The following is a 25,142-nucleotide window of genomic DNA, read 5'->3' on the forward strand; positions in this document are numbered from 1 at the left end:
GATGTCGCAACCAATCATGTTTTACGATGGCGAATGCGGCCTCTGCTCGCGCACAGTACAGTGGTGCCTGTGGCACGACAAGCGCGGAGTCGTGCGTTTCGCCCCAATTCAAGGTTCAACTTACGCGGCTTTGGACAACCCGAACAAACCGACAGATGTTAGCACCATGGTTCTCGCCGAAGGCGATCAGCTCTTCATCAAGTCCACCGGTGTTCTTCGCCTCATGACGAAGATGGGCGGCATCTGGAAACCTTTCGGTCATCTCGGGCTTGTCTGTCCTAGAGGACTTCGAGACAATGTCTACGACTTCGTCGCCAAGCGTCGACTCAAGTTCTTCGGCAAGGCCGACTCCTGCACGCTTCCCAGCCCTGAGCAACGAGTCCGGTTCTTACAGTAGGCTCGCCTGCCCGTTACCTATGAGTTCCAGGACTTTCTCCAAGCTCTCCTGCAAAGGGCGATCCCCGTAAACCACCACATCGGCGTGCGCACACGTCGGTTGGACAAATCGCTCGTGCATCGGGTTCACATGACTTCGGAATCGGGTGGTCACTTCGTCCTCATCTCTTCCGCGCTCATCGATGTCGCGGCGAAGGCGGCGCATGAAACGGAGCTCATACGGAGTCTCCACAAACACCTTCGTCCCACAAAGCTCATTTAGCTCGGGCCAGTAGAGCGCGAAGAGCCCCTCAACAATGATCGTCGAGCACGGTGAAATTTCCTCTCCGAAGACTGCCCGGGTGTGCTTGGTGAAGTCATAAATTGGCTTCTCAACCGTCTGGCCGTCCAAAAGCATCGCAAGATGCTCAGTCATCAGCACGTGGTCAATCGCATCCGGGGCATCGAAGTTAACCAGCTCGCGCTCTTCAAAAGTGAGATGATTGAGGGGGCGGTAGTAGTCATCAATCCGAACGACAACTGCGCCAGTTGCTGTTGCCAAGGCGTCAGCCAAAGTCGATTTCCCCGACCCAGTCCCTCCTGCAATTGCGATCAGCACCCAACTAGTTTATCAGACAAGCTACCGCCCTACAAATGCTTGGTCTACCGGCTTTTTAGCACTTCATGAACTGCACGCTCCAACTGAGGATCTCGTCCCGCCCTAACATCAGCCACCGTCCACGGAACTTGGATATCTGGCTGGATCCCAACTCCGACAAACTTAGTCCCGTCCGGCAGAAGATCCTGCTTGGTACAAACCCTTGCCGAACCGCCGCCAGGCAAGTTAAACGACAGAGGCTGGCCCGTTGACCCACCAGTAGGCATTCCCACCACTGGCCCGACATTTGCTGCCCGCCAGTACCCAGTCCAGTCCTCTGCGGCACTGAACGTTCGAGGCCCAATCAACAACGCACAAGGACCGTCAAACCACTTCACTTTTGGGGGTTCCAGCACGTCCGTATCGTCGGAGACCGGAGACAGTCCTTGCCGGTTACCCCAAGCAAGTTTGGTTGGAGAGTACAAACGCGTCTGGTATGTCGTCGCCGGAACCGTGAAGCCTTGGCGAGCGAGCCCTGTCACCACTTGGGCTCCAATTGATGAGCTTCCCCCGCCGTTCATGCGTAGGTCAATCACTAGGCCCTTGATGTCTTTATGGGATTCCAGGTCGGATTTCAATTTGGTCACCAGAGAAGGGTCTTCGCAGGTTGAAAACCGTACGTACGCCACGCCGTCGGGCCGGATGTTAAATGCGTAAGTCGACTCCCCCTTTGTCGTCTTGTATCCGGAACGTGGGACCTTGACTTCTCGCGTCGATCCGTCCGCGCGATGGATTGTCAATGTCACTGCGGATTTCTCCGGACCCCGAAGAAGATCGTAAGAGAACAATCTTGCCTCGCGGTCTTGCGGTGTGGACGAGCAAGCGTAAGGACCCCAAGCTTTCTCAGCGTACTGGATCGTGGGCACACCGCCGATGTGCGTGATGATGTCCCCAGGCTCCAGCACTGGAACCTCAGGCGAAAACACGTTGGTCACAACGACCTGCCCCTCAATCAAGGCGGTGCGAATCGGGGGGCGGCCGCCTTGGTGCGTTTGGAAGTCTTGAGAGGGCAGATAAACATTCGTGTGCCCGTCCTTGAGCCTAGCGCAAAGTGATTGGAGTACTCGGTAATACTCATACGTGCTCCTGGTTTTCAGCACTCTGGGCGTGTACTCGGTCATCACTGTATTCCAATCAAAATCGATCTTGTCGAGATACACAAAGTTGTATTTCGCCATCGACCAAAACTGGGCGAGACCGGCAATCTTCTCTTCATTTGACAGGTTCGATTTGTAGGGAGAACTCAGCGCGCCATTATCTAGCGCGAGTCCAAAACCTGCCATTTGCAGGTACTCGCGGTACCGGGCCGCAAAGGCACCATTCTTTGAGATCATCGCCATCACTGGCGCGTCACTGCGCCAAATCATGCGGCTGAAAACCCCTCCTTCCTTGAGGACTTGCCCTCGCTCACCATCCGATTCTCGGCACTTCTTGAGTAATCGGTTCATCACCGCAACCGCTCCGGCCTCGTCATTGTCGTATGCGTACATTGTGACAAGATCGCGATAGATGTCGTGAATTTTCCAGCCGAGCCATTTGTGGTCCTTTGCCAACTCTTCGATCTCAGCTTGTTCAAGCCGCTTGGCTACGGACTCCATCGCCAGAATGCCCGCTTTGAGGCCCAACGGTTTGACCTTTTTCCCGTTCGAGTAGTCGAAAGCAAGCTCGTTTGCTTTGCCTCGGTCAGCCTGCACTTGCTCGTAGACTTTCTCGGCGGCATCATACTTCGGGTTGTCCTGAGACATACACCCCGCAACCAGAGCGATGGCAAGACCGGAGATAGCAAGGCGTCGTTTCATGGCGACATTTTTGCTCAATCTGAATCAGTTCAAGTTGAAGATTTGAAACCTTTTCTTCGCTGAAGTTGGAGACATGCCGAAGACGGTGCGGAAGTGTCGAGAGAAGTGGGCTTCATCGGAGTAGCCGAAGCGAGTGGCAATTTCCGAGCCAGTCGACCGAGCACGGACCAAGCAGTTCGCCGCCCTGACCAACCTCCGCTCTCGTAAGAACGAAGTGACCGACTGGCCCCTTCTCGCGCGAAAGACTCTTGCAAAGTACACCGGATGCACTCCTAGCGCATCGGCAAGACCCGAGAGAGTCCAATCCTCGCGCTGGCCGATCAAATCCTCAACGCGCTCAAACCAGTAGCCAGTTTCTGCTTGGCCGTCTGGTGGACATAGCGACTCCAGAAGCGCATCGGACATGTTCGACTCGTTCCCCAGCAAGTATTGAAACGCCGCAATCCCGAGTTCGGGAACTGAAGAGACTCGGTACTCCACGCGGGAGAATCCATGTTGCTCAAGCCAGCCAACCATCGGTTCTAGGTTTAAGCTCAGCCTTCCTGGCCCGCTGGGGCACGACCGGTGAAGCGCGCCTTGCGGGTGAACGACCATATCAAGCGGCTTGAGAGGTTGCTGCCCTAGCTCCCGAGAATCATCCACGAACGTGCCATCAAGGAGCAGCGATACGTTGAGGTGCTCGTGGAAGTGCCAAGGTTGCGCCTCGGGATGGGTGTACCTGGATAGCGTGATTCCCACCCCATCCATGACTTCGGACTGAAGTGATCTCCCGAGATATTCGAGCGGCTTGAGTTGCACCCTTCAATTACGAATCCAAGAGTAGTTCGGGTTCCGAAGACCCTTGTCAGGTAACGTCTCATCGTCGTGACCGGAGCCGAGAAGCACATCCTACAAGTTGAACCCCGCTTTGGACCGCTTATCGAGCGGTTCGGTCCGTGCGAACTCATTCATCCGCTGCGCGGAGCAAATGTCTATGAGAGCCTGATGAGCTCGATCCTGTATCAACAGCTTTCGACCAAGGCGGCGACAACGATCAGAGGCCGCCTATACGCCCTCTTTCCTGGACACGATGCCCCTCCTCCCGAGGGGTTGATGGCTCTTTCCTTAGAAGAGTTACGGGCGGTTGGTGTCTCCAGGCAAAAGGCAGGATATTTACAAGATTTAGCATCTAAAGCATCCTCTATCCCGTCCATCGAGGAGTTGGGCACGATGGGCGACGAGGAGATCATCCAGCGTCTCATTCCCATCAAAGGCATCGGTCGCTGGTCGATCGAAATGCTGCTGATGTTCACCTTCGGCCGGATGGATGTTCTGCCCGTTGACGACATGGGCGTCCAAGAAGGCATGAAGCGGCTACTAGGCTTGGAGGCGAGACCGAAGAAGAAGGAGATGGAGGCCCTTGCCGAGCCTTGGAAGCCCTACCGCTCGGTGGCCAGCTGGTATTTGTGGCGAGTGCTCGAGCTCTAGATTGCTGGGCTTTAGCACCTGTGAAGAGTGTCTTGCGCCTCGGCGTGCTAAAGCCCGCAAGCCAGAGCGGCGCTAAAGTGGGTGCGGTCTAGAGGGACTCAATCGTGCGAGCCCGGTCCCAATGCCCCGACACTAAGAAGTACAACGGCCCAGCTCTGGGCATCCTCGTACGTCTCCGCCGAAACCTCGACCGAGTAGCCATCCAACCGGCGAACCCCCGGAATGCGGGCCGCCCAGTCGGCGTCCTCGGTTCGATTCACCTCCAACCGAACGACACAAGGCTCTGACGGGAACCAAGGTGCCGTCAATCTCCCCATAGCCAACGCCGCCCCCTTCTCGATCGCCGGCCCCGTCTCAGAAGGGTGCAGCAACCGGCCCATGTACCGCCCAAACCCAAACTTAGTCGTCACCGTCGTAATCCCCGGAATCAGAGCCGATGCCTCCGCGCACCCCTTGTCGTCACTCGACACAAACACCAACGGCACCCCATATCGCCCCGCCGTCCCCGCAGCCAAGCCCATCTCCGCGATCTCGATATCGTTGATAAACAACCGATGCGACCGCCCAGTGTACGTGTGCTCCATAATCCCACCCGCCGTTCCTGCCCCAGCATGGTAGCCAACCAGGAATGCTGCGTCAAACGATGAATCTATGCCCTCCATCATCCCATCGCGCCCCGAACCGTGCCCCGAAATCAACTCAACGCCGGGCTCCAAGTCCTCAATCAGCAAGTTCTTCGAGTTGCCATGCGAATCCTTCACCACGATCCGCGAAGCCCCCGCCGCCCGCGCCCCACGAATCGCCGCATTGACATCATGCGCCATCATTCGCCGCGCGAATTGATAGTCATATGAGCTACCGTCGGGCCGACTGCACTGGCTCCAAGAAACCAGCCCGGTAATCCCTTCGATATCGACCGAGATAAAGACGTTCATGCCGAACGGTTTACCCAGAAACCGAACGAGCGCGTAAAATTTTCGTCAAAACCGGAACGCAACGAGGAAATCGCGCATAGACTACTACTAAGCGCGAAAACTATCGCGGAGAAACATCATGAAAAAAGGTCTTTTGATTTCGGGCGTCGTTCTTGGCGCAGCATCGATGGCAATGGCTTTCGTCAACAGCGGTCTCGCAGTTGGCGAGAGTGTCAGCCCATTCCACCCTAAGCACGTCGCTGGCGCCCTCAAGGGGACCGACCAGTGCTTCCCTTGCACATACCAGAACCGACCACAGGTTCAGGCATGGGTCACCAATGGCGATCAGAAGACCATCCAAGCAATGGCTGGCGCGCTCGACAAGGCAATGGCGAAGTACGACAGCAAGGAATTCAAGGCTATGGTCGTCATCGTTGCTCCTAAGACAGCAGCAGCTGAAATCGAAAAGGCTGCTCCGATGATGCAGAAGGCTTGGAAGCACGTTAGCGTCGCTTACGTCACCCCAGACAACCCTGCCGTCGCTGCTTACAAGATCAACCTGAAGGCTGCAAACACCGTGTTTGCGTACAAGAACTGGAAGGTCGCCGAGAAGTTTGTCGACGTGAAGGCTGACGAAAAGGGCCTTGCTCAGGTCGGCGCAGCGATCGAAGCTCTGGTTAAGTAAGGAGCGCGGACGTTCCTGTCCGCACAATCGCCCCGAGCTATACGCTCGGGGCTTTTTTGTTCCCCCCAAGGTAACCTAGAAACTGACTCAGCGCCGAGTCGCCGCAACCAGAAATGTCAACGGAACCGACGACTCGTAACAAAAACCAGATCGCAGAAACCGACTTTGAAAAACGGCGCGGAATCAGTCGCGTTGAAGTCCGGGACGGCTACACCCAAGTCCATGTCACCGGGCTCGCCGAACCCATCGCGAAGAGTCGTTTGACCGTTCTTAAGTTGGTGAGCACCGCCAAGGTCAGCCTCGACTTTCTCAAACTCACTCCAACGGGCATGAGCTTTGTCATCCCGAGTGACCGAACCGGCGACATCCAGAAGACTTTCGAGCAGGCAAACTTGCAACATCAAATGGTCACGGATCGAAGTATCGTCCTCGTCCACGCCGTCAACATGCGCGACGAAGAGGGAATGGTCGCCGGAATCGTCCGCCGAACCATCAGTGCCGGAATTGCGGTGGACCACGTGACAGACATGCACGACCGAATGCTCATTATCCTTCCAAAAGAGAATGCCACGAAGCTTCAGAAGTTGATCGAAAAGGAGGTTGCATGAGCCGCGTTCGCGTCATGAAGTTCGGCGGCACTAGCGTCGCGACTCCCGAAGCACGAATGACCTCGGCACTAAGGGTCATCAGTGCCAAAGAGAAGGGAATCCAGCCTGTCGTCGTCGTGAGCGCGATTGGTCGCAAGGGCCAACCCTATGCCACAGATACCTTCATTAACCTTCTGAGAGAGATCGACCCTGACGTCGAGCCGGATCCACGCGAACTCGACCTCTTGATCGCCTGCGGCGAAATCCTGTCGTCGGTCATCTTCGCCCACACGCTCAAAACTCTTGGCCATAAAGCGATGGCGTTTCGAGGCGGACAGGCTGGCATCCGAACGGACGGTGTTTTCGGTAACGCCCGAATCGTGAGCATCAACCCCACCGCGCTTGTACGTTGCATCGAACAAGGCGGAATCCCGGTTGTATGCGGCTTCCAAGGCGTTTACTCCGAAGATCGAGCCCTTCCTGGAGGCGAGCTCACTACCCTTGGGCGAGGCGGCTCGGATACTACCGGCTCCGCACTTGGAGCGGCTCTCAAGGCAGAGGCAGTCGAAATCTATACCGATGTGGACGGAGTCAAGACTGCTGACCCTGACGCAGTGAAAGGTGCCCCAACCCTTCGTCAAGTGACCTACGACGAAGTCGCCGAAATCGCCCACCTTGGCGCAAAAGTCGTTCATCCTCGTGCCGCCGAAATCGCGATGAACTACAACATCCCGCTCTGGGTCAAGAACACCTTTAGCGACGACCCTGGAACTGAGATTGTCAGCAAGGATAAGTTCCCAGGTCGTCGCGTGACCGGTGTCACCCACACCGGAAAACTGGTCTACATGCAGTTTGATCTGAGCACCAGCGACGCATCTCATCGAAGCATCCTGGAATCGAGCATCTACGAGACAATGGAGCGCTACGGTGTCCAGCTCTTCATGCTGAACGTCAACCCAGAGTCGACGGGATTTGCGGTACCTAGAGAGCAATATCCGATTGTCGAAGACGTGTTGGATGGGCTAGTCATTCCGGCCGGCGACGGTGATGCCAGAAAGGTCTATGTTTTCCAACTCGGAAACGCCACGCCGGAAGTCGAAACTCAGGTCAAACTTCTCGCTTCGCTTGGCGAAGTCAGACGCATCAGGGCCGATCTTACCGAGGGTTGTACGGTTGTCAGCCTCGTAGGACAAGATTATATGCAGCAACCCGGCGTCTTTCTGGACGTGCTTAGCACGCTCGATGAAGGGCAGGTCAGTGTGCTTCAGACCAGCGACTCGGACTACTCTCTCTCAATGCTGGTTCCCGAAGCCGAAACAATGCGCGCGGTGAGAATTCTACACGAGAAGTTTAAGCTCCACGAAGTGGTCTAGCCTCGCACTTTTACTTGCATTGATCTTCAGGTTCAATGGAACCTAGAGAGTATCATGCATCGCAAGCGAGGACTCACCATCACCGAGATTGCGATTTCGACTGCGGTCATAGGGACGGCAACAGTCGTCGCAGTGCCAAAGTTCGTCAACGCCACTTATCGAGCCAAGGAATCGGCTCTGAAGATGGAGCTCAAGAATTTTCGAAAAGCCGTGGATCAGTTCTACATCGACACAGGAGGCTATCCCGATGAGCTGAAAGACCTACTGCGTGAAAATCCCCCCAAATCTCTCTGGCTCCGAGCGAAAGAGAAGCCATGGATGAAGTCGATGGAGTGGCATGGACCCTACATGGCTTACGGGGAAGGACAGCTGATCGAGCCGAAGGACCCGGTCAGCGATCAACCATTCTTGACGAAGCGCGGAGAGACCGGTCGACTACAGGTTTTCAGCTCCGCAGCCGGAAAAGACACCGAAGGGAAGTCGTTCACGTCCTACTAAAAAAGCGTCCTGGCACAGTGAGGCCAGGACTAGCGAGATCGTGCATTACACTGCCACGTCAAATTGAGAGCGCGACTTGTACTGGTGTAACTCAGCTGTCGATATTGTTTACCGAACGATAAAGAACTACGGTGGCAACGGTCTCTGGGGTTCCGGTAACGTGATAATTCATGAACATTTCGCGTCGCGAGGCCCTTGGCATGGCTGCCGCCGGTTTGCTCCCTAGCATTCCTTCCAGGCCCGCCAGCTTCAAGATCAGCTATCTTACAGATATACACCTCCCCAACGATCCGCTCATCCAAGAGAGGATTTACGAGGCAGTCGATATTGCTAGTACCAACTCAGACTTCGTGCTGTTTGGCGGTGATAACTTGATGGCGATTGATCACAAAGATGACGCGACCATAACGACCCAGTTCTCAGGCTGGAACCGGGTCATGGGAAGCTGGCTAAAAAAGCCTTCGAAAGCGATTCTTGGCAACCACGACATCGAGCAATGGGAATCAACCCCTTCGGTGCTGAACGGAAAGAGACGAGCTCTGGACCACTTCAAAATGCCTGGTCGCTATTGGTCTCACAAACAGAACGGATGGAAGATCATCGGCCTCGACACGGTTCATCAGGACGGAGATTCTTTTAAAGGTTGGCTAGATCCCGAGCAACTCGAGTGGCTTGCGGGCGAACTCAAAGACACCAAGACCCCCACAATGGTCGTTGGGCACATTCCAATTCTTACTGTGACCTCGCTGGCGAACTCAAATCTCAAGCCCAAAGATAAAGCTCTGCCGATTAGCTTTGGATCACACGTGAGCAATCACTATGAAGCCATCAAACTCTTCCGTGAGGCAGGAAACGTCAAACTGGTTCTGAGTGGGCACACCCACATGCAAGACCGTGTTGACTACGCAGGAACTTGCTATATCTGCGCAGGCGCCGTCTGCGGCGGATGGTGGAACGGAGCCAACGAGGGCTTTGGGCCCGCCTTTCCGATCTTTGAGCTCAAAGAAGACGGGACGTTCACCCACAAATTCATTAACTGGGAAGAGTCTGACTAGCTTCTACGGGACTTCTTGAACCGCTTTTTAGGGGTCCAAGCGCCGTGTATTTTCACGTCGACGCCGGTTTCCGCCCAGTTATAAAGATACTTGGCTGCGCTGTAGCGACCGTTCGGCAGCCGAATGCAACCATGCGATGCGGGATAGTTCGGAACGGAGCTGTAGCCGTGGAAGAAGACATTGCCATTTATCTGAATGCTGTACGGCATTGGAGCATTTTCATACAGCTTTGAATAGTGCATCTTAGACTTATAGGGCCCGGTGTAATACTCTCCGTTTGGGGTTCGATGTCCAGCCCTTCCTGTGCTCACCTTGGTCTCGATCACCACTAAATCGCCTTGATACCCGGTTAGGCGTTGTGTCGATTGATCGACATCAATGAGTTTTGTGCCGGGAATAATCTCGAATTGGCCCTCGGTCGTTGTGACAAAGATCTTCCCAGGCTCGGTTTCGGTATCCACGGTCGCGCCACAATCGATCAGCTTTCGCAATGGGATCAAAGTATTCCCGTTAAAGAGCGTCTTCTCACACTTGAACTCATCATTACCCAATGTTAGGGTCCTAGTTGAACGATCGTATTCAACGTGGTGGTTGAACAACTGAGCAACTTGACGGGCTGATACATAGGTAACGCCGGTTTTGTCGGCAAACGTGACCGCCGGCATCGGGTCAAGCTCTTTGACAAACTTACTACCCGCCTGAGCGCGAAACTGAGCAGCAAACGCAGCACTCACAAGAAGAGCCGCACCGACTCCTGCCATCCATTTCTGATTCATCATCTCAATGATAAAGCAAAGACGATGCCAATCAAAGTTTTAATTTGGCTGGCATGCCTTTCGCACCAATGAAACTTGTAGCAAACAATCCCAAAACTAGATTCAATATTTCAGAGATTAATCGCTAAGCTCAGACAATGATTGACCCGCGCCAACCATCAGCTTTAGATGATTTTCTGTTTGACCTTAACGGCTATCTCATCCTTAAAAATGTGGCGTCACCGGAGCTTTTGGCAAAGTTGAATCAGGAGGTCGATGACCTTCCGGTCGTCGAGTACGGCGAGTGGATTCGTGGCGCTCAACGACGCGATTACACCGCTGCCGTCGGTTTCGAACTTCACCAAGCTGTCGCACTCGGTGGAGCTTTTGCCGATTTGATCGATAATCCAAACTGGATCAACTTCGTCCACCGATACGCCGGCGAGAAAGGCTCGTATGTTGATGGCCTCTTCATCGACGAATCAATCCTGAGTGTCCGTGGTCCCGGCGGTCATCATCCCGCCCATTCCGGCGGCTATCAAGGCGCGCTGAGAGGGAGCTACCACTACGCAAACGGTGTCTTCCGATGCGGACAAGTCAACATCATTCTCGCGTTAACAGACATCCACGAGGGTGACGGCGCAACAATGGTTGTTCCCGGAAGCCACAAGAGCAACTTCCCACACCCCGTGATCGGTGACTATGCCAATGGAGACCGCATGGACGACCTCCCTGGCGCCGTGCATGCCTACATGAGCAAAGGCGATGCCCTGATGTTCGTGGACGGTCTGATCCACGGCGGTAGCAGCCGCACCAACGAAGGTGAAAGACGCGTCACCATCTACCGCTACGGCCCGATCTGGGGTGCATCTCGGTTTGGCTACCAGTACAGCGAGGATTTTCTGGCGACCCTTACTGAGCGGCAGCGCGGCATTCTTCGCCCGGTACCGCATGTGCTGCCTGGTGATGAGATTCCCAAAGCCCGCTGGTCAGGCTAGCCGCCGGTCATCTTGGCCTTCACGGCCTTCATCGCTGCCTCGGTGCGGCTGTTGACCTGGAGCGCCTTAAGGATGTTGCTCACGTGGTTCTTCACGGTCTTTTCGGCAATGCCGAGCTTGTCGGCGATCTCGCGATTTCGAAGGCCAGTCGCCACAAACTGGAGAATCTCTTGCTCTCGATCGCTGAGCACAAGCAGCTCCGAAGAAGCCTCTTCAGCCTCCGGCTCTGGCTTTTCGTGGCGTCGAAAATCCTCAATCACCCGCATTGCGACCTTCGGCGTAATCTTGGATTCACCCTTAGCCGCTAACCGCACACTCTCGATGACTTCCTGTGGCGTCGAGGTCTTCAGCAGATATCCCGTCGCTCCCGCTCGGAGAGCTTCGAAAATCGTATCGTCATCTTCGCGAACAGTTAGGATCACGATGTTAACATCCTTCTCCTTGCGAAGTAGGCGACGAGCAACCTCGATGCCGCTGAGGCGGGGCATATTGATGTCCGTCAATAGCACATCCGGAACCTCGGCCTGACAGGCATCCAGAGCCTCTTGTCCATCTCGGCAGACGGCTAAAACTTCAATATCCGTGGCGAAACCAAGGGTTTTCTGAATTGCCTTACGGTAATTATCTTCATCGTCGGCGATGACCACGCGGATTTTTTCTGACATCTGTAGTGGTCATTATACGGAGTCCAGATAGAATGAATGCCATGTCTCTGCTTTCCGTGAACGATTTGCACGTCGCTTTTGGCGAAACAGAGGTTTTACGCGGCGTTTCGTTCGATTTGGCCCCCGGAGAGACGCTCGGAGTCGTTGGCGAATCTGGTTGCGGAAAGTCGATGACGGGCTTCGCAATCATGGGAATGCTCCAGCGTCCGGGTCGTGTAACACAAGGTTCGATCTTGCTAGAAGGTCGTGAGCTTGCTGGTCTTCCGGAAAAGGAATACCGCCAAATCCGAGGGCAAGAAATTGCCCTGGTCATGCAAGATCCGTTCACCTCGCTGAACCCGATGATGCGTGTCGGTGACCAAATCGCGGAGTCCTACCGCCTTCACCAAGGGCTCTCAATGGCAGAGGGCAGAGTCAAAGCGGTCGAGATGCTCGACAAAGTTGGTGTGCCCTCGCCAGCTGAGAGCGCGCGAAAATTCCCGCATCAAATGTCGGGCGGCCAAAAGCAACGCGTCGTTATCGCAATGGCCTTTGCGTGTAGCCCGAAGGTACTGATCGCAGACGAACCAACAACCGCTCTCGATGTCACACTCCAGGCCCAAATCCTCCGACTCCTTCGAGAACTTCAGGAGAAGGAGGGCACCGGAGTCATTCTAATCTCGCATGATATTGGCGCAATTGCCTCTGTCTCTCACCGAATCGCGGTGTTCTATGCGGGAAAGATTGTCGAGACTGGAACCTCCGAACAGGTCCTCCGCTCGCCATCCCACCCCTACACCCGTTCGCTCCTGAATTCCCTGCCAAGGGCTGGCCAAGACCGACTAGAAAGCATCGCCGGCTCACCACCCGACTTCGCCCAGCTCCGCGGCGAATGCGCGTTCGCCGCACGTTGCGCGTTGCGCGGGGCGCAGTGCGACACCGAACCTCAGCTCACCTCCATGGGCGACGGACACCTCGTCGCGTGCTACCGCGCCGATGATGTTCGGAAACTAGAAGTCGGAGCGAGCCTAAGCTCAATTGCATAGCTCCAAAGTCCTCCCCATTCCGGTTAAGTGAATAGGGAGGATTGTGAGATCACTTTGCCGACTTGAGAAGTTCCACTACGGCTCGCTCGATTTGCAGGTCTCGGCCCTCCATCCAGGCATTGGGGTCGAACCAGACGGTGTGGTCGGGGCGACGACCGCCGTTTTCTAGGTTCTCACCATTGACTGCGTAAGCGCCGATGACAGGCATGCGGATTGTTCCACCGTCCCAGAGGGAGGCGGCACCGGTTCCGATGACATAGCCAGGAGTGCGCTCGCCAATGATTGGTCCGAGCCGCAGTTTTCGGAAGCCCTCAGTGATGACCTCGGCGTTGCTAAACGAGAAGGTGTTGCACATGAGAGCTGTGGGCAACTCAAGAGCGTCGCTACGATACACGTTCTCAGAGAGTTTGAGGCCGAATTCACCGCGAGTAGTTCGGATCAGCCATGGAGAGCGAATCAAGGTGTTTAAGACATCCACAGCCGTTGAGCCACCACCATTGAAGCGCACATCGATGATGAGGCCCTTGCGCCCTTCTCCCTGGGTCCTGATTTCGCGGAGGAACTGGTCTAGGCTGGGCTTGTCCATCGCCCGTATGTGAACGTAGCCAAGCTTGCCTTCGCTCAGCTTTTCAACCCGCGCCCGGGTTTCGTTAACGTAGTTATCATAGTCCAGAGAGCTTCGTAGGGCAGAAGATGCGGGCTTGATCGTCACCGTCTCAAACTTGCCATCGCGCTCGACTCGTAGGGCGACCTTTCGCGAGGACTTCTTGTTGAGAAGCTGGGCAAATGATGATCCCGCCACTTTTTCCCCGTCAACTTCGACGATCTTATCGCCGACTTTCAGCATCATCGCGGGGTGGTCCGCCGGCGAGTTCGCGATGACCTTTCCAACCACCGCAGAGCCGTCGCGCGACAGTGCTGCCGGATCCAGATCGATTCCCAGAAACGCTGTGGACTCCGTTCCGGAGCCAGGGAAGTCGGCAGGAGGGGCAGTTGCTCCGAGGTGGGAGGACTCTAGCTCCTCCATCATCTCACCCATCATCCGGTAGAAGTCGGTTCGGTCGTAGGCGAAAGGCACGAGAGTGGCGTACTTGGTCTTGATCGCCTTCCAGTCCTTGCCGTTCATCTTGGGGTCATAGTATTGGCCGTCCAGCGTCCACCAGATTTCTTCAAACAGAGCCCGCTCCTCGGCCTTTGCGTTAACCGTATAGCTCGCGCTCATTGCGATGGGCACAAGGCTTGAAGAAACACCCGCAACGTTGACGCTCGCCATTGTTCCTCCGTTCAGAACATACAGCTTCCCACCGCTGACGAATCCGCTTTGAACGCGGAAGCCGGGGGTTGCTGCTGCGATCAGGGTTGATGCCGAGCCAGTGGCCGGGTTAATCTGAGCCAGACCTGCATCCGTAAGCGCAATGATTGATTTTCCGTCTGCCGCAGGAACTGCCCCGTTGCAACCGGCAGTGGTCAGCCGACGCAGTCTCGATTCAAGATTCGGTTCGTAGACCTTGACCTCGACTGCCGGTTTGTCCTTTTTGGAAGTGTCGTCGATCTTGTCCAGGTCATCCTCGGTAAACGTTACATCAGCGGGCACCAGATCGACGACGTACAAGTCGGAGTTGTCGTACTCGGGTGAAATGAAGAAGAGGGACCGTCCGTTGCCGGTGAATTGGGGAACGCTGACGGAGCCGCGTTGGGGACGGTTGACCATTTTCGCGACGGTAGTCACCTTTCCGCTTTTCACCTCGATGATGGAAACCAAAGTTCGGCGCCCTTGGATGATGCTGACCGCCAGATAGGCACTGTCGGGTGACCAACTGACGAGTGCGGCTCCTTCGTATGCGTCGGTGAAGTTGGCTTTCAGAAGCGTTCTGGTCCCCTTGCCTTCGTTGTCTGCTACGCAAAGCTCGGTCGAGCCCTTGTGGAACGCGACCATTTTTCCGTCTGGTGAGACGACCGGCGACATCAGGTCGGTTGTAGAATCGACGAGAAAGTCTTTTGAGTCACCGTCGAGATCCACTTGCTTGATCCGTCGAAGGCCCTTCTCCATTGTCGTATAGAGACCGGTCTTGGCGTCGAGCCAAGTGACGCCATAGTCGCGGCCGGTGTTGCCGACGACCCGACGAGTTGTCCCGCCTTTTTCGGGAAGCAAGAACACGTCGCCTCTTGCTGCTGCTAGAATCCGCTTTCCGTCGGGCGATACAGCAAACTCGGTAATCCCGCTTGATACTGTGACTTCCTGCACCGGGTTGATGCGATCATCTGCCGGAACTTCCACTTTGACTTCGGATGTTTGGCCGCTTACGGTATCGAGGACCTGAAGTTCGGATTCAAACTCGTAGGCAACATACCGACCATCCCTACTTGTGGAAGGGTTACGGCTGGAGCCGTTGACATGCTTGGTTAGTGGAGTTTCGCCTTTCAGGAGTCGCCAGATGTTTGGAGCACCACCTCGATTGGTGACAGCAATGATTGAGCCGTCCGCTTGGGGGATCGGGAAGAGGTCGGTATTCTCGTTGTTGGTCAGCCGTTTGTGGTTGCTCAGCGGGACCGTATTGTCAGCAACCCAAATTTCGGGAAGGGCGGAGCTGACCATCCCCATCTTCTGCCAAGCGGTCTCGCGGTAGGCACCACGGTTGTAGTACACCTTTGAGCCATCTTGCGATAGGCTGGGGGCAAAGCTCGCTTCAAACGGATGGCTTGTGAGCCGTTGAAGATCGCCACCGGCAACCGGAACCCGGAAGATGTCCCCTCGCGACCAGAGCGAAGTTGAGCCGTAGATAAATCGACCGTCGGGTGATACGGCAGATGGGAGCTCCGAGGAAGAATCGTATGTGACTCGGCGGAGATCGGTTCCGTCTGGCTTTAGAGTGAAGACATCAATGCTTCCGTAGCGTGACGACGAGAATGCAAAACGAGATCCATCAGGGAACCACACCGGTCGAGAATCAGGTGCCGAGTGCACGGTTAATCGAACAGCTTTCCCGCCTGTTCTGGGGACCGACCAGATGTCGCTTTGCCAAGAGAAGAGAATCGTGGCTCCGTCGGGAGAGATTGCCGGGTACTGGATTCGCTTGATTTCTTCAGCCATTGCCGAAGCGGAGACCAGGGCAAGCGCCCCTAAAGTAAAGCTGCAAAATCGCTTCATGCAGAAAGTGTAGCCGAAGGCAAAATGAAAAGGGGGCGAACCATTCGGCTCGCCCCCAATCCTTTGCTCTTAGCCTAGTTTAGAACTTGACCGAGAACTGAGCTCCGATGAAGGAACCCTTGCTCTGACCAGCACCGTTGGTCGAGATGTTTGGCGTGGTTTGAACGTCGCCAACTTGGTACCACAACTTGAACAGCGTGTTTGCACCCATGTCGTAGCCGAAGCCGAGCGTGGTGTACTTGAACGTGTCGTTGTTGTAGAAGCCATTCTTGAACTGAGTGTCTTCATAGGTAGCCATGAGGGTCCAGTTCGAGTTGATCTTGAAGTTCGCGCCGATGTTGGTCGACTCGACGCCTCGGACGCCGCCACCGAAGGTGATGGTGTCGAGGTTTGCTCGCGATCCGCTGAGGCTCAGGTTGTCCGAAACCTTGTATCCAATGTTGAAGTCAACGCCCTTAACGTCGTTGACGTTTCGGTAGAAGCCAAGTCGTCCCCAGTCGCCTGGAGCCTGGTAGTTGGACTCAACCTTTCGGTAGCCAACGCCAAGGTCAAGGTTGCCAGCGTTGTACTTCACTCCGAAGTTCTGTCGCTGATTGTCGCCTGCACTGTTGTCGGTCTTGTTGGTCTTGAACGAACTCTTGCCAACTCCGCCCATCACTGAGAGGTTGTGACCGAGCTTATAGTCCAGATCGATTCCGTAGACTTCGTTTCGGTTGAAGCCTGCGCCGCCAGTAAGGACTGGGCCAGCGGAAACGCTGTTGCCGTCAAAGGTCACGAGCGAAGCGGTGATGCCACCCTTATCGCCGAGACCGAACTTGAGGACAGCGCCCATTGCTCGTGCTACGTTCAGTTGGTCGGCTGCGCCGATTCCAAGATCTTCAGCACCAATGGTGATTCCCTGAACTTGTCGTCCGTTGAGGTTTGCGCCGCCAACGTTTCCGAGGAACAGACCAAGCTTGGTGTTGCCACCGAAGCTGAATCCAGCGGTAATACCGTCAAGGGCGTATTCGCCGTTGTCGTATCGCTCGTTCTCGAAGAACGAAGTGGTGTCGAGTCGCTGCATGACGTAAGGGCTGATCTTAACGCCTTGTCGACCGATCTTTGCATCGAAGTTCATACCGACCAAGCTGTCGCTGAGGTTGGCATAGAGCTCGTGGAGGTAGATAGCGGTTGGACCATCTTGACCGTAAGCTCGTCCGCTGTTCGGAAGAACGCCGGACTGATCGATTGCACCGAAGCCGAGAACACCGCTGTTGCTGAGGCCAACCATGTTACCAACAACCAAAGTTGCCTTAGCAGTGTCGGTCTTGAGGGTCAACGCGAGTTCGTGGTTGACGCCCAGCGTGTCAAGGCCTGCACCGTTGGTGGTTCCACCAGCAGTTCGGTTGTCTTGGTTCAGAAGTGCGTTACCAGCCGAACCCTTGGATCCTGCGGTGACGAAGAAGTTGACGTCGCCGCTGATGGTGACATTGCTCTTCTTGCCCTCAAGAACCTTGATGCGAGCATCGAGATCCTTAAGATCCTTCTTCATAGCTTCGACGTCGACTCCGAGCGAGCTGAGCTCTTTCTCGTAGCTGGAAGCCATCTTCTTGAGTTGGCTGACATCGCTGCCCCATGCCTTCATCGACGAAACGTCGGATTGAAGAGCCTTGAGAGCTGCCATGGTGGTGGTGTCGCTACCGCTGTTTCCGCCCTGTGCCGGCTTCATCGCGTTGACTCGAGCTTCGAGAGCTTCGATCTGCGAATTGAGACCGTCGGTGACGTTCTTCATGTTCTGGTAGATCGCGTAGAGAAGGGTTGCCATCTCGTAGCGGGTGATGTTTTTCTTGCCCTGGAAGGTGCCGTCTGGATAACCAGTAATGATTCCTTCTTTCTTGAGTCGGGTGACTGCTTCGTAGGCCCAGTGGGTATCAGCAACGTCAGGGAATCCTTGTGCGAACGCTGGGGTTACCATAGCGACGCCGAGAACTGCCGAGAGTGCGTACTTGAACGTTTTGTTCATGTTTCTTCGTTTTTCTCCGTTTTAGATTTTCGACGCATTCTGCATTCTTTGCAGATCTAACCGGAGCCGGTTCTCACACTTTCCTATGTTCCTTGTGAGTCCCAAGCCGCTCGATTTAAATCCGCTCGGTGCGCTTCCTGCGTCTATTGACTCGCATTGAGTCAATTTCATTATCACATACGCATTGCAGTAATGCAAGATTTCTCAGCTTTTTGTCGGGTCTTTTGGCTAATCTGGTGCGTCCGAATACAATTCCCTTGCCATGAATGACGCAATCGTTCAGTCCTGGGAGATCAATTCCCGGCTCAATTTGTACCTACTGGAAGCGATTTCAGATGGGTTGTTGGACATCCAGCTCGAGAAAGGAAAGACCGTGCTCGGGCAGTTTGTTCATCTCCACAATGTCCGTCGAATGTGGGTGAAATCCGCTGCTCATGACTTGTACGACTCGGTTCCAAAACTCGATAATCCCTCCCGTCAGGTGTTAGTTGATGCTCTGAGCCTAAGCACGCAAGCAATGACTGAGATCTTCAGGCGGGCCGAAAATCCCGAAGGAAGAGTGAAGGGATTTAAGCCCCATGCTGCCGGATTTTTGGGCTACATCGTGGCGCACGAGGCCTTTCATCGTGCAAGTGTTGAAATTGCATTGCGTCAGGCTGGGCACTCCCTTCCCGATAAAGTCGCGTACGGACTCTGGGAGTGGGGTGTAAGATAGTGGCAACCATGCGATGGAGCATTCCGATACTCGCCCTTTTTGCTGTTGCACTCTCCGGCTGCGGATCCTCGGGGGCGGAAGACCCCAAAACTGGCGACTCAATCCCAGCCCCCAAAGTTGGCGCGGCCAAGGCTCCGACCGGAAAGATCGAAGTGCAGTCGTTCAAAGGCGGTTACGGGATTGACTTCTTCCAGACGGCGGCCAAGGAGTACACCGAAAAGCACCCAGGAACCGAAATCAAGGTCGATGGTAACCCACGCGTCTGGGAGCAGTTAAAGCCTCGATTTGTCAGTGGAAAAGTTCCAGATTTGACCTTCCCGGGTTGGGGCATGGATCACTGGGGTCTTGCTGAAGAAGATCAGTTAATGGCTCTCGAGGAGGTTCTCAAGACTCCGGCGGCCGACGGCAAGACCCCTTGGGGCGAGACTTTTGATCCGGCTCTGCTAAAGCTCGGACAATTGGACGGTAAGCAGTGGACCCTGCCCTACTACGTCATCCTGTACGGCTGGTGGTACGACCCTGAACTATTCAAGGAGAACGGTTGGACTGTGCCAAAGACGTTTAACGAGCTTCTAGCCGTTAGCGAAAAGATTAAGGCAAAGGGCATGGCTCCCATAACCTTCCAGGGTCAATATCCCTTCTACATGCTGTGCATGATGATGCTGCCGTGGGTGGTCAGCGAAGGTGGTCAGCCCGCATTGACCGCATGTCAGAATCTGGAACCTGGCGCATGGAAGTCTCCGAGCATGCTCAAAGCTGCCCAGATGATCGCACAGCTACGCGACAAAGGTTTCTTCGAGAGCGGCGCAGTAGGAATGAGTCATACCCAATCTCAGGCTGGGTTCTTGAACCGCAAAGCCGCGTTCGTTCCCTGCGGAACCTGGATTCACCCGGAGATGAAGGATAGCTGGCCCAAGGGTCGAAAAATCGCTTTCATGTTGCCGCCGACTGTCGATGGCGGAAAAGGCGATCCGACCGCAATCCAAGTTGCAATAGAACCTTGGATGGTTCCGACGAAGGCGTCTAATCCTGAGTTGGCGATTGACTTCTACAAGTACATGACTTCACCCGCAAAGGCAAAGCAGTTTGTGGAGGAGAAGGGGACTCTCATGGCAATCAAAGGTGCCGCCGACGGTGCGAAGCTCCCAGAATATGTTGTTGAGCCGGCCCGAATTTACGGGGAAAGCAAAGACATCTGGTCGGTACAGTTCCGAAGCTGGTATCCGGCGATGTTCAAGGAGCTTGAGAATGCAACGACGGCACTTGTGAGCGGAAAGGCGACCCCAGAAGAGTTTTGTGAGCGCGCTGAAAAGGCCGCGCAAGCGACACGTGACGACGAATCGATCACGAAGCACAAACTCTAAGGCTTGGGCCACCGGGGCGAATGACTCGCCCCGGCAATTCTAACAAGATACAATATAGGGGCATGTCCCTCGTTGCCTCTATATCTTCTGAGTCGGTAGTCGTCGAACCAGGAGCCACCGCACCGCTCACTCTTGAAGTTGAGAATCGTGGAGAGGCCACCGAAAGTTTTGAAATCGGTATCGAAGGCATTGACGGAGAGTGGATCGCAATCCCGGTTCCGTCTGCGGAGCTCAAGCCAGGTGAACGGCAGAGTCTCAAGGTCTTCTTCAAGCCACCTCGTCAAAGCGAGAGCACAGCAGGCAATTTTCCGTTCGTCGCAAAAGTTCGTTCGCTTGCCACAGGGGATCAGCGTATAGCTCAGGGAATTCTTACGGTCAAACCGTTCCATTCGCTCACCCTGGAACTTACGCCCAAAAAAGGCTTCGTTACTGCTACAAAGACCCAAAACATCTTTGCCGCGACAGTGATGAACATGGGGAACAGCGAACATACCGTTCAGCTGATGGCGGACGACCCCGAGAACTCTTGTACATATGAGTTCGATGATGAGCAGATCACGGTAGGGCCCGGACAACAGCGAGATGTTGACTTCGCCGTTCACCCCAAAAAGGGTTCTCCTCTCGGCTCCCCTCGGCTCATTGGCTTTGCAGTGACTGGGCGTAGCACAACAACGCCGGGTGTGGTTGCCTCGTCGCAGGCTCAGCTTGAAGTCCGACCATTCATTACACCTGCGACGATTATTGTGTTCTTCATCATGTCAATGCTCGCTTTGACAGTCTGGCTCACACAACCCAAAAAACCAGAGGTCATTCTCGACCTCATGACTGGACCGACTAAGGTAACCCAGGGCACAAAAGTTGTTGTCCACTGGCAAGCAACGAATGCTTCAGCGGTCAAGCTTGTTGCCGGCGGAAAGCCGATTGGAGAAAATCTGCCGCCAGAGGGCACTCAAGAAGTCGAAACTCCGCTTCTGGGCAGCCTGACGATTCAGGCAGTTGCTTTCCGCGACAATCGACAGAGTGAGCCTGCTTCCGTTACCATCATTGTTGAAGCAGCTCCGTTCGTCCCTGAGCCAAAGATTCTTGAATTGAAACCCTCCCAGGACACGATCAACAAAGGTGAAAAGTTCACGCTCAGCTACAAATTCGACACTGGGGTGGTGAAAGCAAAGCTAGGTCCGGACAACATTGACCTTGATCTGCGACTGAATACGATCCTTATTGAGCCTGCTAAACTTGGCGAGAACGAGTACACCGTGGTTGCGGAGAACTCGGCTGGCAAGAGCGTCAAGAAGACTTTTAAGGTCCAAATGATCGAGCCGGTACTGGTGAAAATCGTCAAGTTTGAGATCTCTCCGGAGGAGGTGGAAGAGGGCGGAAAGGTTACGATGAACTGGCAGATTGAAAAGGCTTCAAAGATCGAGTTTAGCTATACGGGAAGCCAGCCGTACTCTCTGGATTCTTCAGGAACGACGGAGATTCCAGTTGTTGGAAAGACCACGTTTATCCTTAAAGCCACCGATGCTAACGGCAAAGTGGTGACGAAGTCAATCACGGTCCGAGTGAAGAAGGCTGCCGAACCGCCTCCAACTGATCCTGATAATGGCGATTTGAGAGGCAATACGACTGGTGCGACCACAGCTGGTGGAGGAACGAACGGGCGATGAGAGCACTTCTTTCTGTCACCGACAAGTCAGGAATCGTTGAATTCGCAAGTGGATTGGCTGAGATAGGTTTTGAGTTGTTGAGCACCGGCGGAACCGCAAAGACACTTCGAGAAGCAGGATTGGCCGTCACAGACGTGAGTCAAGTCACCGGTTTTCCTGAGATGCTCGAAGGAAGAGTGAAGACGTTGCACCCGATGGTGCACGGTGGTCTGCTTGGAGTTGTTGGAAATCCAGACCACGTCGCCGCTATGAAGGCGGCCGGAATAGAGCCAATCTCAGTTGTAGCGGTCAATCTTTACCGGTTTGAGGAGACGGTTTCTAAGCCGCATGAGCTTGCCGACGCGATTGAGTCGATTGACATCGGTGGTCCGGCGATGATCCGAGCCTCGGCGAAGAATCACGCTTCAGTGGCGGTTGTCACCGATCCTGCGGATTACTCGGCTGTGTTGGCGGCCTTAAAAGACGGCACGATCGGTGGACTTAGACCGAAGCTTGCTGCGCAGGCATTCAGGTTGACCGCGTATTACGACAGTCTGATCTCTCGCTACTTGTTCTCCACAACTGGGGCCGAGGAGCTTGATCAGGAGTTCTTGGCCGTCGGACTGCGTCGCGTTCAGGGTTTTCGCTACGGAGAGAACCCCCATCAGAGCGGCGCTCTTTATGCCGATGGCCTAGGACAACCAGGGCTCCCGCAATCGAAGCAGTTGTGGGGCAAGGAGTTGAGCTACAACAACATCAACGACTCGGTGGGAGCCTGGGAGCTTGTTGGCGACATGCCCGTGAATGCCTGCGCGATCATCAAGCACGGAAACCCATGTGGCGCTGCGACGGGCCGGTCGTTCGGCGAAAGCTACAGCCTAGCGCGCGCATCCGATCCGATCTCGGCCTTCGGGGGAATAGCCGCATTCAAAGGCGTTGTTGACATCGAAGCGGCTGAGATCATGACCGCTAAAGGCAATTTCCTTGAAGTCGTTCTAGCCACTTCGTTTACAGAAGAGGCAGTCGAGCTATTCAAGCAGCGCGCTGGTTGGGGGCAAGACGTCCGTTTGCTCGAAGTAGCTCTCCCTCCAAAGAAGAGTTTCCTGTCAATGAAGGCAATTCGAGGAGGTGCAATCGTTCAGCACAGCGATGAAGACCCTGCTTTGGATTGGAGAATCGTCACCAAGAAGGCTCCGACGCCAGCTCAGATGGCGGCGATGAAGTTACAGTGGGCCATTGTGCAACACGTGAAGTCGAATGCGATTGTCGTCGGAAATGACTCGCAAATGCTCGGGGTCGGTGCGGGACAGATGAACCGCGTCCAGAGTGTAAGGCTCGCGCTGGACCAGGCTGGAGATGAATCTGTCGGTGCAGTTCTCGCCAGTGACGCGTTTTTCCCTTTCCCCGATTCAGTCGAAACAGCTGCCGCAGCTGGCATTTCGGCGATTGTTCAGCCGGGGGGTAGCAAGAAGGATCAAGAAGTGATCGATAAAGCTGATGAGCTCGGAATTGCGATGTGCTTGACAGGAACCCGACACTTTAATCATTAACCCCTTGGCAAAAAAAGCAAAATGGTGTAACCTAGTCGTCTATCCCTTGCATCGAAGGAACTAAATATCATGAGCAACACAGGTGCTGGACCGAATCCCCAAACGAACTTGATCATCTCGATCGTTGCGCCTGTGATTGCGCTCATCGCGATTGCAGTGTTGTATTTCACCAAGCCTACACTCGTTCCGGAGCCCGCGCCAACCGCAGTCAATACGACGACGGCCAAGCTACCAGATCCAGGAGTCCAACTTGGGAATGCACTACCAGGAGCCGGAGGAGCAGGAGGTTCAGCTGCTTCAGGTGCTGCTGCCGCGGCTGGATTTGGTGGTCCTGGCGGTGGGGCTCCTAATGGAGGTCGCGGAAAAGCAATGGCGGCGTCCTCTGGCGCAGGAAATTAGATTCGAATTTGTTTCGTAAGCAACTGGGACGGTAGGTGCTTGCAAATCAAGTAAACTCCCTTGGCTAATCTGTCAGGGAGTTTTTTTTATGCCAGCACCAGTTGTCCTAAACGTTGGATTCTACAACTATGTGCTCACAGACAAGATCATCGCTATGGTGAGCACGGAGTCAGCTCCGATGCGGAGGATGGTCCAAGGACTTCGCCAGTCGGGAAAAGTGATCGATGCCACACAGGGAAGGAAGACCAAGTCAGTGGTTTTTACGACCAGCGGTGATGTTGTCCTTTCCGCCATCTCACAAGAGACCTTGGCTCGCCGCTTGACAGAAATCGGACACGCTCCGGACGATGCTGAGGAAGCTGAAGAGTAGTTAGAAAATGAGTTTGATGCGATCGCTTTTTGGCAGGTTTCACCGAGACATCGGTATTGACTTAGGAACTGCCAACACCCTGGTGTACGTCGCAGGGCGAGGCATCATCCTTCGTGAGCCAAGTGTCGTCGCGGTCAGTCAGGACGACGGAAAGGTCATCAAAGTTGGCGCAGAAGCAAAGCGGATGCTCGGACGAACTCCGGCAAACATTGTCGCAGTCCGTCCTCTCAAGGATGGGGTCATTGCCGACTACGAGCACACCGAAGAGATGCTTCGGCACTTCATCGGTTCCGCACTGAGCCGAGGGGCCTTCCGGACAACGGTCGTGGTCGGAATTCCCTCCGGTGTCACCGAAGTTGAGCGTCGAGCGGTCATAGAGGCAGCTCGTAAAGCTGGCGCCACGGCCGCCTACGTCGTCGAAGAGCCGATGGCGGCGGCGATTGGCGCGGGTCTTCCCGTGGCTGAGCCGAGTGGTTCTATCATCGTGGACATTGGTGGCGGAACGACGGAAGTCGCAGTTATCTCTTTGGGCGGAATCGTCTCTTCGAAATCGGTTCGCACTGCCGGCGACGAGCTGGATGAGTCGATAATCAGCTACGTTAGACGAGCGTTCAACCTCGCCATTGGTGATCGAACCGCAGAGCAGGTCAAATTGGAAATTGGCTCCGCATTCCCGTTGGAGCAAGAAATGGATATGGTGATCAAAGGTCGCGACCTCGTAACTGGGCTGCCTCGATCCGCGGTTGTTACATCCGAAGAGATCCGAACCGCCATTGCGGAGCCGATTCGAGAGATTGTCGATGCCATCAAACTCACTTTGGAAGCAACACCTCCCGAACTTGCTGGAGACGCCATGGAGCGTGGAATCTACTTGGCTGGAGGCGGTGCTCTCCTCCGCGGCCTGGACAAACTCATCTCTCGTGAGACACTGGTTCCGGTACACATCGCGAACGATCCGCTGAGTTGCGTTGCACTCGGAACTGGAATTATCGTCGAAGAGATGAATGAAAACGCTTTGATTCGCAAAATGCTTGAGAGGTCATCCCAGCCGTAAGAAAAGAATCGCAGCCCCGTCCGCTCCTCTGGTTTGCAGG

Annotated in this window: 24 protein-coding genes; 16 read left to right on the forward strand and 8 right to left on the reverse strand. The window is 54.9% G+C overall.

The features are described 5' to 3' along the window. Nucleotide 1 precedes the first annotated feature (1 nt). Complete coding sequence (locus tag WCK51_03955; protein ID MEI7576022.1) at nucleotides 2-397, forward strand: DCC1-like thiol-disulfide oxidoreductase family protein; 396 nt, start codon at nucleotides 2-4, stop codon at nucleotides 395-397. Here the strand turns inward: WCK51_03955 and udk are convergent. Genes udk through WCK51_03970 form a run of 3 tightly spaced genes read right to left on the reverse strand, consistent with a single transcriptional unit; the run spans nucleotide 389 to nucleotide 3,630 of the window. Then, nucleotides 389-994: a uridine kinase gene (gene udk, locus WCK51_03960; protein ID MEI7576023.1), complete on the reverse strand. Its 606-nt coding sequence runs from the start codon at nucleotides 992-994 to the stop codon at nucleotides 389-391. The two genes, WCK51_03955 and udk, sit on opposite strands and share 9 nt — an antisense overlap. 44 nt (nucleotides 995-1,038) lie before the next feature. Then, entirely contained in the window at nucleotides 1,039-2,832 is a 1,794-nt protein-coding gene (locus tag WCK51_03965) for a S41 family peptidase (protein MEI7576024.1), read from the reverse strand. Between the two features lie 24 nt (nucleotides 2,833-2,856). After that, complete coding sequence (locus WCK51_03970; protein ID MEI7576025.1) at nucleotides 2,857-3,630, reverse strand: helix-turn-helix transcriptional regulator; 774 nt, start codon at nucleotides 3,628-3,630, stop codon at nucleotides 2,857-2,859. 66 nt (nucleotides 3,631-3,696) lie between these two features. Between WCK51_03970 and WCK51_03975 the strand changes: the two genes are divergently transcribed. Continuing rightward, nucleotides 3,697-4,299, forward strand: a complete 603-nt coding sequence (locus tag WCK51_03975; protein ID MEI7576026.1) for a DNA-3-methyladenine glycosylase — start codon at nucleotides 3,697-3,699, stop codon at nucleotides 4,297-4,299. A gap of 98 nt (nucleotides 4,300-4,397) precedes the next feature. On the opposite strand, the gene WCK51_03980 is transcribed toward WCK51_03975, so the two are convergent. Then, nucleotides 4,398-5,234 carry a M55 family metallopeptidase gene (locus WCK51_03980; GenBank protein ID MEI7576027.1) on the reverse strand — a complete coding sequence of 279 codons (837 nt, stop codon included), beginning with the start codon at nucleotides 5,232-5,234 and terminating at the stop codon, nucleotides 4,398-4,400. A gap of 118 nt (nucleotides 5,235-5,352) precedes the next feature. Here WCK51_03980 and WCK51_03985 point away from each other — a divergent pair, with 118 nt between their 5' ends. The 5 genes from WCK51_03985 to WCK51_04005 all read left to right on the forward strand — a co-directional run bounded on the left by WCK51_03985 (nucleotide 5,353) and on the right by WCK51_04005 (nucleotide 9,411). After that, nucleotides 5,353-5,898 (forward strand): hypothetical protein, encoded by a 546-nt coding sequence (locus tag WCK51_03985; GenBank protein ID MEI7576028.1) that lies wholly within the window; start codon nucleotides 5,353-5,355, stop codon nucleotides 5,896-5,898. Nucleotides 5,899-6,011: 113 nt separating this feature from the next. Continuing rightward, nucleotides 6,012-6,506 carry a hypothetical protein gene (locus WCK51_03990; GenBank protein MEI7576029.1) on the forward strand — a complete coding sequence of 165 codons (495 nt, stop codon included), beginning with the start codon at nucleotides 6,012-6,014 and terminating at the stop codon, nucleotides 6,504-6,506. Continuing rightward, nucleotides 6,503-7,858 carry an aspartate kinase gene (locus WCK51_03995; protein MEI7576030.1) on the forward strand — a complete coding sequence of 452 codons (1,356 nt, stop codon included), beginning with the start codon at nucleotides 6,503-6,505 and terminating at the stop codon, nucleotides 7,856-7,858. Before WCK51_03990 ends, WCK51_03995 begins: the two co-directional genes overlap by 4 nt. 54 nt (nucleotides 7,859-7,912) lie before the next feature. Further along, entirely contained in the window at nucleotides 7,913-8,356 is a 444-nt protein-coding gene (locus tag WCK51_04000; GenBank protein ID MEI7576031.1) for a type II secretion system protein, read from the forward strand. Between the two features lie 170 nt (nucleotides 8,357-8,526). Then, nucleotides 8,527-9,411: a metallophosphoesterase gene (locus WCK51_04005; protein ID MEI7576032.1), complete on the forward strand. Its 885-nt coding sequence runs from the start codon at nucleotides 8,527-8,529 to the stop codon at nucleotides 9,409-9,411. Here the strand turns inward: WCK51_04005 and WCK51_04010 are convergent. Beyond that, nucleotides 9,408-10,187 (reverse strand): L,D-transpeptidase family protein, encoded by a 780-nt coding sequence (locus tag WCK51_04010; GenBank protein ID MEI7576033.1) that lies wholly within the window; start codon nucleotides 10,185-10,187, stop codon nucleotides 9,408-9,410. The two genes, WCK51_04005 and WCK51_04010, sit on opposite strands and share 4 nt — an antisense overlap. 137 nt (nucleotides 10,188-10,324) lie before the next feature. Between WCK51_04010 and WCK51_04015 the strand changes: the two genes are divergently transcribed. Next, nucleotides 10,325-11,164, forward strand: coding sequence for a phytanoyl-CoA dioxygenase family protein (locus WCK51_04015; GenBank protein MEI7576034.1), 840 nt, complete (start codon nucleotides 10,325-10,327; stop codon nucleotides 11,162-11,164). On the opposite strand, the gene WCK51_04020 is transcribed toward WCK51_04015, so the two are convergent. Further along, nucleotides 11,161-11,829, reverse strand: coding sequence for a response regulator transcription factor (locus WCK51_04020; GenBank protein ID MEI7576035.1), 669 nt, complete (start codon nucleotides 11,827-11,829; stop codon nucleotides 11,161-11,163). The genes WCK51_04015 and WCK51_04020 overlap by 4 nt on opposite strands. A gap of 41 nt (nucleotides 11,830-11,870) precedes the next feature. Here WCK51_04020 and WCK51_04025 point away from each other — a divergent pair, with 41 nt between their 5' ends. Next, entirely contained in the window at nucleotides 11,871-12,854 is a 984-nt protein-coding gene (locus WCK51_04025) for an ABC transporter ATP-binding protein (GenBank protein ID MEI7576036.1), read from the forward strand. Between the two features lie 49 nt (nucleotides 12,855-12,903). On the opposite strand, the gene WCK51_04030 is transcribed toward WCK51_04025, so the two are convergent. Both WCK51_04030 and WCK51_04035 read right to left on the reverse strand, forming a co-directional pair. Then, nucleotides 12,904-16,002, reverse strand: coding sequence for a S41 family peptidase (locus tag WCK51_04030; GenBank protein MEI7576037.1), 3,099 nt, complete (start codon nucleotides 16,000-16,002; stop codon nucleotides 12,904-12,906). Nucleotides 16,003-16,081: 79 nt separating this feature from the next. Beyond that, nucleotides 16,082-18,004 carry an S-layer homology domain-containing protein gene (locus WCK51_04035; GenBank protein MEI7576038.1) on the reverse strand — a complete coding sequence of 641 codons (1,923 nt, stop codon included), beginning with the start codon at nucleotides 18,002-18,004 and terminating at the stop codon, nucleotides 16,082-16,084. A 262-nt stretch (nucleotides 18,005-18,266) separates the two neighbouring features. Between WCK51_04035 and WCK51_04040 the strand changes: the two genes are divergently transcribed. The 7 genes from WCK51_04040 (at nucleotide 18,267) to WCK51_04070 (ending at nucleotide 25,102) form a co-directional block, all read left to right on the forward strand. Beyond that, nucleotides 18,267-18,719: a DinB family protein gene (locus WCK51_04040; GenBank protein ID MEI7576039.1), complete on the forward strand. Its 453-nt coding sequence runs from the start codon at nucleotides 18,267-18,269 to the stop codon at nucleotides 18,717-18,719. A gap of 8 nt (nucleotides 18,720-18,727) precedes the next feature. Next, a complete protein-coding gene (locus WCK51_04045; protein ID MEI7576040.1) occupies nucleotides 18,728-20,083 on the forward strand; it encodes an extracellular solute-binding protein in 1,356 nt (451 codons plus the stop codon). Between the two features lie 62 nt (nucleotides 20,084-20,145). Beyond that, nucleotides 20,146-21,750: a hypothetical protein gene (locus WCK51_04050; protein ID MEI7576041.1), complete on the forward strand. Its 1,605-nt coding sequence runs from the start codon at nucleotides 20,146-20,148 to the stop codon at nucleotides 21,748-21,750. Beyond that, complete coding sequence (gene purH, locus WCK51_04055; GenBank protein MEI7576042.1) at nucleotides 21,747-23,279, forward strand: bifunctional phosphoribosylaminoimidazolecarboxamide formyltransferase/IMP cyclohydrolase; 1,533 nt, start codon at nucleotides 21,747-21,749, stop codon at nucleotides 23,277-23,279. The genes WCK51_04050 and purH overlap by 4 nt, the downstream gene beginning before the upstream one ends. A 69-nt stretch (nucleotides 23,280-23,348) precedes the next feature. Continuing rightward, nucleotides 23,349-23,678 (forward strand): hypothetical protein, encoded by a 330-nt coding sequence (locus tag WCK51_04060; protein ID MEI7576043.1) that lies wholly within the window; start codon nucleotides 23,349-23,351, stop codon nucleotides 23,676-23,678. An 88-nt stretch (nucleotides 23,679-23,766) separates the two neighbouring features. Beyond that, nucleotides 23,767-24,048, forward strand: a complete 282-nt coding sequence (locus WCK51_04065; protein ID MEI7576044.1) for a DUF370 domain-containing protein — start codon at nucleotides 23,767-23,769, stop codon at nucleotides 24,046-24,048. A gap of 7 nt (nucleotides 24,049-24,055) precedes the next feature. Further along, nucleotides 24,056-25,102 (forward strand): rod shape-determining protein, encoded by a 1,047-nt coding sequence (locus tag WCK51_04070; protein ID MEI7576045.1) that lies wholly within the window; start codon nucleotides 24,056-24,058, stop codon nucleotides 25,100-25,102. The last annotated feature ends 40 nt before the right edge of the window (nucleotides 25,103-25,142 follow it).

This window comes from Armatimonadota bacterium (genome assembly GCA_037138755.1).
Classification (GTDB): Bacteria; Armatimonadota; Fimbriimonadia; order Fimbriimonadales; family Fimbriimonadaceae; genus Fimbriimonas.

Coding starts and splice junctions, on each gene's coding strand:
- WCK51_04040 (MEI7576039.1), top strand. CDS start 18,267: ATGAATGACGCAATCGTTCAGTCCTGGGAGATCAATTCCCGGCTCAAT.
- WCK51_04045 (MEI7576040.1), top strand. CDS start 18,728: ATGCGATGGAGCATTCCGATACTCGCCCTTTTTGCTGTTGCACTCTCC.
- WCK51_03990 (MEI7576029.1), top strand. CDS start 6,012: ATGTCAACGGAACCGACGACTCGTAACAAAAACCAGATCGCAGAAACC.
- WCK51_04000 (MEI7576031.1), top strand. CDS start 7,913: ATGCATCGCAAGCGAGGACTCACCATCACCGAGATTGCGATTTCGACT.
- WCK51_04005 (MEI7576032.1), top strand. CDS start 8,527: ATGAACATTTCGCGTCGCGAGGCCCTTGGCATGGCTGCCGCCGGTTTG.
- WCK51_03980 (MEI7576027.1), bottom strand. CDS start 5,234: ATGAACGTCTTTATCTCGGTCGATATCGAAGGGATTACCGGGCTGGTT.
- WCK51_04050 (MEI7576041.1), top strand. CDS start 20,146: ATGTCCCTCGTTGCCTCTATATCTTCTGAGTCGGTAGTCGTCGAACCA.
- WCK51_04020 (MEI7576035.1), bottom strand. CDS start 11,829: ATGTCAGAAAAAATCCGCGTGGTCATCGCCGACGATGAAGATAATTAC.
- WCK51_03985 (MEI7576028.1), top strand. CDS start 5,353: ATGAAAAAAGGTCTTTTGATTTCGGGCGTCGTTCTTGGCGCAGCATCG.
- WCK51_04015 (MEI7576034.1), top strand. CDS start 10,325: ATGATTGACCCGCGCCAACCATCAGCTTTAGATGATTTTCTGTTTGAC.
- WCK51_04030 (MEI7576037.1), bottom strand. CDS start 16,002: ATGAAGCGATTTTGCAGCTTTACTTTAGGGGCGCTTGCCCTGGTCTCC.
- WCK51_04070 (MEI7576045.1), top strand. CDS start 24,056: ATGAGTTTGATGCGATCGCTTTTTGGCAGGTTTCACCGAGACATCGGT.
- WCK51_04065 (MEI7576044.1), top strand. CDS start 23,767: ATGCCAGCACCAGTTGTCCTAAACGTTGGATTCTACAACTATGTGCTC.
- WCK51_03965 (MEI7576024.1), bottom strand. CDS start 2,832: ATGAAACGACGCCTTGCTATCTCCGGTCTTGCCATCGCTCTGGTTGCG.
- purH (MEI7576042.1), top strand. CDS start 21,747: ATGAGAGCACTTCTTTCTGTCACCGACAAGTCAGGAATCGTTGAATTC.
- WCK51_03995 (MEI7576030.1), top strand. CDS start 6,503: ATGAGCCGCGTTCGCGTCATGAAGTTCGGCGGCACTAGCGTCGCGACT.
- WCK51_04060 (MEI7576043.1), top strand. CDS start 23,349: ATGAGCAACACAGGTGCTGGACCGAATCCCCAAACGAACTTGATCATC.
- WCK51_04035 (MEI7576038.1), bottom strand. CDS start 18,004: ATGAACAAAACGTTCAAGTACGCACTCTCGGCAGTTCTCGGCGTCGCT.
- WCK51_04025 (MEI7576036.1), top strand. CDS start 11,871: ATGTCTCTGCTTTCCGTGAACGATTTGCACGTCGCTTTTGGCGAAACA.
- WCK51_04010 (MEI7576033.1), bottom strand. CDS start 10,187: ATGAATCAGAAATGGATGGCAGGAGTCGGTGCGGCTCTTCTTGTGAGT.
- WCK51_03955 (MEI7576022.1), top strand. CDS start 2: ATGTCGCAACCAATCATGTTTTACGATGGCGAATGCGGCCTCTGCTCG.